General features: G+C 64.9%; 4 protein-coding genes. 1 reads left to right on the plus strand and 3 read right to left on the minus strand.

Annotated features, from left to right (window positions below):
* Both EN738_RS29385 and EN738_RS29390 read right to left on the minus strand, forming a co-directional pair.
* Positions 1-3099: multidrug efflux RND transporter permease subunit (locus EN738_RS29385; protein WP_145966966.1), on the minus strand; the 3099-nt coding region annotated here is incomplete at its 3' end.
* Entirely contained in the window at positions 3093-3350 is a 258-nt protein-coding gene (locus EN738_RS29390; protein WP_127286708.1) for a hypothetical protein, read from the minus strand. The genes EN738_RS29390 and EN738_RS29385, both read right to left, overlap by 7 nt.
* A gap of 248 nt (positions 3351-3598) precedes the next feature.
* Between EN738_RS29390 and EN738_RS29395 the strand changes: the two genes are divergently transcribed.
* Positions 3599-4180 carry a TetR/AcrR family transcriptional regulator gene (locus EN738_RS29395; protein WP_127286709.1) on the plus strand — a complete coding sequence of 194 codons (582 nt, stop codon included), beginning with the start codon at positions 3599-3601 and terminating at the stop codon, positions 4178-4180.
* 594 nt (positions 4181-4774) lie between these two features.
* On the opposite strand, the gene EN738_RS29400 is transcribed toward EN738_RS29395, so the two are convergent.
* Positions 4775-5932: a fumarylacetoacetate hydrolase family protein gene (locus tag EN738_RS29400; protein WP_127286710.1), complete on the minus strand. Its 1158-nt coding sequence runs from the start codon at positions 5930-5932 to the stop codon at positions 4775-4777.
* Positions 5933-6054: the final 122 nt, after the last annotated feature.

A 6054-nucleotide genomic window follows, 5' to 3' on the forward strand; every position in this document is an offset into this window, starting at 1 on the left:
CTCACGGCGCTCGCGCAACTGCTCGATCACCGCGTAGAAGACCGGCACGAACACCAGCGACAGCACCGTCGCCGCCACCATGCCGCCGAAGACGGTGGTGCCGATCGACTGGCGGCTGGCGGCACCCGCGCCGGTGGCGTACATCAGCGGCAGCACGCCGAGGATGAAGGCGAAGGCCGTCATCAGGATCGGCCTGAGCCTCAGCCGCGCGGCTTCCATCGCCGCCTCGACGATGCTGAGGCCTTCCTCGCGCCGTCGCCTTGCGAACTCGACGATCAGGATCGCGTTCTTCGCCGCCAGGCCGATCAGCATGACGAAGCCGATCTGCGAGTAGACGTCGATCTGCATGCCGCGCAGCAACAGCACCGCGAAAGCGCCGAACAAGGCGAGCGGCACGGCGAGCAGCACCATGAACGGCATTGCCCAGCTTTCATACTGCGCCGCCAGGATCAGGAAGACGAAGACGATTGCCAGGCCGAACACGATCGAGGCGATCGAGCCTGCCTTGAGCTCCTGATAGGTGATGCCGGTCCACTCATAGCCGAAATCCCTGGGCAGGACATTTGCCGCGGCGCGTTCCATCGCCGCCACCGCCTGTCCGGACGAGAAGCCGGGGGCGGCGCCGCCATTGATCAAGGCCGACGCATTGTTGTTGTAGTGGGGCACCGTCTCGGGCCCGACGATCGGCACCAGTTTGCCCAGCGTGCTCAGCGGCACCATGCCGCCCGACGAATTGCGCACATAGAGCCGTGAAATGTCGGTCGCATCGGCGCGCGCATCCTTGTCGGCCTGGATCGTCACCCGGAAGGTGCGGCCGAACAGGTTGAAGTCGTTGACGTAGAGCGAGCCGAGATAGATCTGCAGCGTGTTGAACACGTCGGGCAGGTTGAGGCCGAGGAGCTTCGCCTTGCTGCGGTCGAGGTCGTAGTTGAACTGCGGCGTCGAGGTCGAGAAGGACGAGAACAGCTGCTGCGGATTGAGCTCGGGCTGCTTGCGCGCCTCGGCGAGCAAAGCCTGGGTGACGTCGTTCAGCGCAGCACTTCCGCGCCCGGACAGGTCCTCGACCTGGAACTCGAAGCCGCCGGTGGTGCCGAGGCCCGGGATCGAAGGCGGGTCGAAGGAGAGTGCGAAGGCTTCCGGCATTTGCAGCAGCTTGCCGCGCACCTGCTCGACGAGCTTGGAGGCGCTCTGGTCGGGCCCGCGCTCGTCCCATGGCTTCAGGATGGCGAACTCCACCGCCGAGTTCGACTGCGCGGCGCTGGTCAGGAAGTTGAGGCCGCTGATCGATCCGACGATGTCGACGCCGGGCGTGTTCTGCAGGATGTCGCGCGCCTTCTCGGCCACCGCATCGGTGCGCTCCAGCGAGGCGCCGTCGGGCAGCTGGATGACGACGAAGAAATAGCCCTGATCCTCGACGGGGAGGAAGGTTGAGGGCAATTTCTGCCAGACGAAATAGGTCGCGACGAGACCGGCCGCGAACAGGCCGAGCATGATCCAGCGCAGCCTGATCAGGATGCGCACGCCGTGCGCATAGGCATGCGACAGCCAGTCGAAGCCGGCATTGAACCAGCGGAACAAGAAGAACTGCGTCTCGCCGCGATGGCGCAGGAATGCCGCACTCAGCGCCGGGCTCAGCGTCAGCGAGTTGAAAGCCGAGATGCCGACAGAGATCGCCACGGTGAGCGCAAACTGGTTGTAGAGCTTGCCCGAGACGCCGGGGATGAAGGCGACCGGAATGAACACCGCCATCAGCACCGCGGTGGTGGCGATGATCGGTCCCGTCACTTCCGCCATCGCCGCGCGCGTGGCTGCCAGCGGTTTGAGGCCGGCCTCGAGCTGTCGCTCGACATTTTCCACCACCACGATCGCGTCGTCGACGACGAGGCCGATCGCCAGCACCATGCCGAGCAGCGACAGCATGTTGAGCGAGAAGCCCAGCATGTACATCACCGCCAGCGTCGCGATCAGCGACACCGGAATGGCGATGGTCGGGATGATGGTGGTGCGCCAGCTTTGCAGGAAGATGAACACCACCGCCACGACCAGCACCAGCGCTTCGCCGAGCGTGATCAGCACGTCATGCATCGAGGCCGACACGAAGCGCGTCGTATCGTAGTGCATTCCGTATTTGACGCCTTTCGGGAAGCGCGCCGACAGCTCCTGCATCTTGTCCTTGACCCGCTGCTGCAGGTCGAGCGCGTTGGAGCCCGGCATCTGGTAGACGGCGAGCACCACCGTCGGGTCCTTGCCGAAGAAGGCGGAGGAGGAATATTGCAATGCGCCGAGCTCGATGCGCGCGACGTCGCGCAAGCGCACCAGCGAGCCGTTCGCCGGGTCGGCGCGCACGACGATTTCGCCGAATTCCTTCGGGTCGCTCAGGCGGCCGACGGCGTTGACCTGCATCTCGAAAGCGGTGCCGGCAGGCGCCGGCGACTGGCCGATCTTGCCGGCCGCCACCTGCACGTTCTGTTCGGCGATCGCGTTCTGCACGTCGACGGCGGTGATGCCGAGATTGGCCAGCTTGTCGGGATCGAGCCAGACGCGCATCGAATAGCGCCGCTCGCCGAAGATCTGCACGTCGCCGACGCCGGGCAGGCGCTTCAGCGGATCGACCACCTGCAGATAAGCGAGGTTGCTCAGCGCCACCGGATCGACCGAGCCGTCCGGCGAGGTGAGGTCGACGATGAGCACGAAATTGGGGTTCTGCTTCTTAATCGTCACGCCGCTTTGATTGACGATCGCCGGCAGCGAGGATGCGGCCTGCGAGACGCGGTTCTGGACGTCGACGGCGGCGGTGCTCAGCGGATAGCCGACATCGAAGGTGATGGTGATGGTCGAGGAGCCGTCGTTCGAGCTCGTCGACGACATGTAGGTCATGCCCTGCACGCCGTTGATCTGCTGCTCGAGCGGCGTGGTCACGGTGTCGGCCACGACCTGCGCGCTGGCGCCAGGATAGTGGGCGCTGACCACCACCTGCGGCGGCGTGATGTCGGGGAACTGCGAGACCGGCAGCAGGAAATACGCGATCGCACCGGCGAGCATCATGATGATGGCGATCGCCGATGCGAAGATCGGGCGCTGGACGAAGAAGTTCACCATGACACGCAGGCCTCGTTGAATGCTTTTGCTTCGCCAAACGCGTTGGCGATCCTGGACAGCTGCCGGCTGCGCGCCGCGCCTGAATCTTCCAGGAAACGCGGCGCCGCCTTGCGGTCCGGCGCCTGCGTGGCCGCCTTCGAACGCAGCATCGCCTCGAAGCTGCGCGGATCGACCCGGTCCGCCATCATCACCAGCCGGATCATCGGATCCCGGATGGCCTCGTCGATCGTCAGGTCTTTGCGCTTCTGCATAGGAGCGGCTCCTTGCTTGCGGTCCGCATCCAAATGATCGCGAACCGTTTTCTCGTCTTCACCGGCCGAAGCCGCATGACAGGCAGGTTTCTGGCCCTATCTCACTCTGGCAGGACCGATCGGCGGGTCTTGTCGTTGACGCGGAGAGACATAGGTGTTACCAGTAAGTAACATTCTGGAAGTTACAGACCGGTAACACCCTAGTCAAGAGGTGGCCGAGGGTTTTTTGGAAACGAAAGGAGATCATGATGGCAGACGGCGTCGTGGAGCGCTCTCGCCCCCGGGATCGGATCCTGGAGACGGCGCAGGACATGTTCCACAAGCACGGCATCAAGGGTGTTGGCGTCGACGCCATCACCGAGGCAGCCGGCACCAACAAGATGACGCTCTACCGTCACTTCGAATCCAAGGACGACCTGATCATCGAATGCCTGCGCGCCACGGCGGCCAAGGCCGCCGCGATATGGGACGCATTCGAGGCCGAGCACCCGGGCGACAAGCTGGCGCAGCTGCACGCCTGGGTCCGCAAGGTCTCCGAGATGCTCACTGCCGACAGCCGCGGCTGCGACATGGCCAATGCCGCCGTCGAGCTCAGCGAGACCGATCATCCGGCCAGGCGCGTCATCAAGGAGCTGAAGGAAGCCCAGCGCGAACGCCTGGTCAGCCTTTGCCGCGATGCCGGCGTCGGCCAGGCCGAGCTGCTTGCCGATACGCTGTCGCTGCTGCTCGAAGGCGCGCGCGTCTCGATGCAGAGCGTCGGCGCCGAGGGTCCGAGCGCGCAGTTCGTGCGCATGGCGGAAGGGCTGATCGCGTCCTTCAGAGCGCGCTGACGGCGGCGCCCGTCTCCAGACCGCAACGGCAGGAACAAAAAAAGCCCGCTGCCGGGAGGAGGAGGCAGCGGGCTCGATTTCGAATGCGGCACGGGAGGAGGTGTACCGCATTCACCGTCGGCATCACATCTGGGAGGAGGAGACGGCCGACACCCGGATATCTACTGATTGCTTAACGATTCGGCAACCATGAAACTTGCATAGCTGATGTGCAGAATTGCCGCACCGTTTGCCAATCATCCGACAAATCTGGATAAAGCAGCCTTGTTGCGGCGCGCTAACCTATTGAACCGGAACGTTTTCCTTGAAGATCAATCGCGGCCCAGTTTGGGCGAGGTAAGGTAGTCGAGCGAGGCTCAGCCGCGGCCCGTTCTGCCTGCGTTCCGCGCGCCGGCCGCGCTAGATCCTGCCCAGCCAGTCGACCAGTACGACGAAGCCGCCCAAGCGTTTGGCGACGTTGCGCAGGGAGATCAGCGGCGAATCGGACATGTCGGCGGCCCCCCGACCGCGCCGCGATCTTGGAACGGATCGCGCCGGCAGTCACCGGGCCCCAACATAAAATTGTGTTGATGATGGCCGGTTCTTGCAGGGTTGTCAGATCAGGCCGGCCCTGGCGAGGTCGCGCATCAGGTGGCTGGCGCCATAGGTCCAGTGCGGGCAATCCGGTGACAGGCGCACCCGGTTGACCAGCGCGCCGAGCTTCTCCGACGAGATGGTGACGATGTCGCCGACCTTGTGGGTGAAGCCCTTGCCCTTCTCGCCGCGATCCTTCGACGGTACGAACATGGTGCCGAGATAGAGCGCCAGCCCGTCCGGATACTGGTGATGCGGCCCCATCGCTGCCTTGACCAGCTCCTCCGGCGAGCGGCTGATCTCGGCCATCGAGCTTGCGCCCTCCAGCGCGAACCCGTCCTCGCCCTCGACGCTGAGCCGCACCGTGGCGCGCTTCACGTCGGCGATGGAAAAGGTCTCGTCGAACAGCCGGATGAAGGGACCGAGCGCTGCGGACGCGTTGTTGTCCTTGGCCTTGCCCAGCAGCAGCGCCGAGCGCCCCTCGACGTCGCGCAGATTGACGTCGTTACCGAGCGTGGCGCCGACAATGCGGCCGGTGCTGTCGGCGATCATGGCGATCTCCGGCTCCGGATTGTTCCAGGTGGAGACCGGGTGCAGGCCGACATCGGCGCCGAAGCCGACAGATGCCATCGGCTGGCATTTGGTGAAGATTTCGGCGTCCGGACCAATGCCCACCTCCAGATATTGCGACCAGGCGCCGCGCGAAATCAGCTTGGCCTTGATCTCCATCGCTTCCGGCGAGCCGGGCTTCAGCTTCGACAGATCGTGGCCGATCAGGCCGGCGATGTCGGCGCGGATGGCATCGGCCTTCTCCGCCGAGCCGCGCGCCTGTTCTTCGATGACGCGCTCGAGCAGGCTGACGACGAAGGTGACGCCGGAAGCCTTCACCGCCTGCAGGTCGGCGGGGGAGAGCAGGAACGGCTTCTTCGCGTCGCGCTCTGCCTCGAAACTGTTGGCGGCGATGTCTTCAAGCGCGCCGATCGGCTTGCCCTTGGCGGAGCGGACATAGCCGGCCGGGTCCGGCAACTCGCAGAGGTCGCGCACGGTTGGAGCGGCGCTCGACGTGATGTCGAAGACCGTGCCGTCGCGCACCGCGACCACCAGCGGATGGGCCGCCTCGCTGGTTCTCGCTCGCCCGATGAAAATTCCGTCGGCGGGCAGGCGGGTCGGGTCGGTCATGGCATCGGTCCTTTCGTTGGCGGCGGGCACTTTCCCCGGATTTTGTCCAGACGTCCATCCCGCCGATGGGATCATTTGGTGGGCCATGGGCGCGCTGTCCGCAGCCACGGGCCGGCTGGCAC

This window comes from Mesorhizobium sp. M4B.F.Ca.ET.017.02.2.1 (assembly GCF_003998955.1).
In the GTDB taxonomy this organism is placed as follows: domain Bacteria; phylum Pseudomonadota; class Alphaproteobacteria; order Rhizobiales; family Rhizobiaceae; genus Mesorhizobium; species Mesorhizobium abyssinicae.

Excerpts from the sequence above, each read along its gene's own strand:
- EN738_RS29400 (WP_127286710.1), bottom strand. The coding sequence starts at position 5,932 with ATGACCGACCCGACCCGCCTGCCCGCCGACGGAATTTTCATCGGGCGA.
- EN738_RS29395 (WP_127286709.1), top strand. The coding sequence starts at position 3,599 with ATGGCAGACGGCGTCGTGGAGCGCTCTCGCCCCCGGGATCGGATCCTG.
- EN738_RS29390 (WP_127286708.1), bottom strand. The coding sequence starts at position 3,350 with ATGCAGAAGCGCAAAGACCTGACGATCGACGAGGCCATCCGGGATCCG.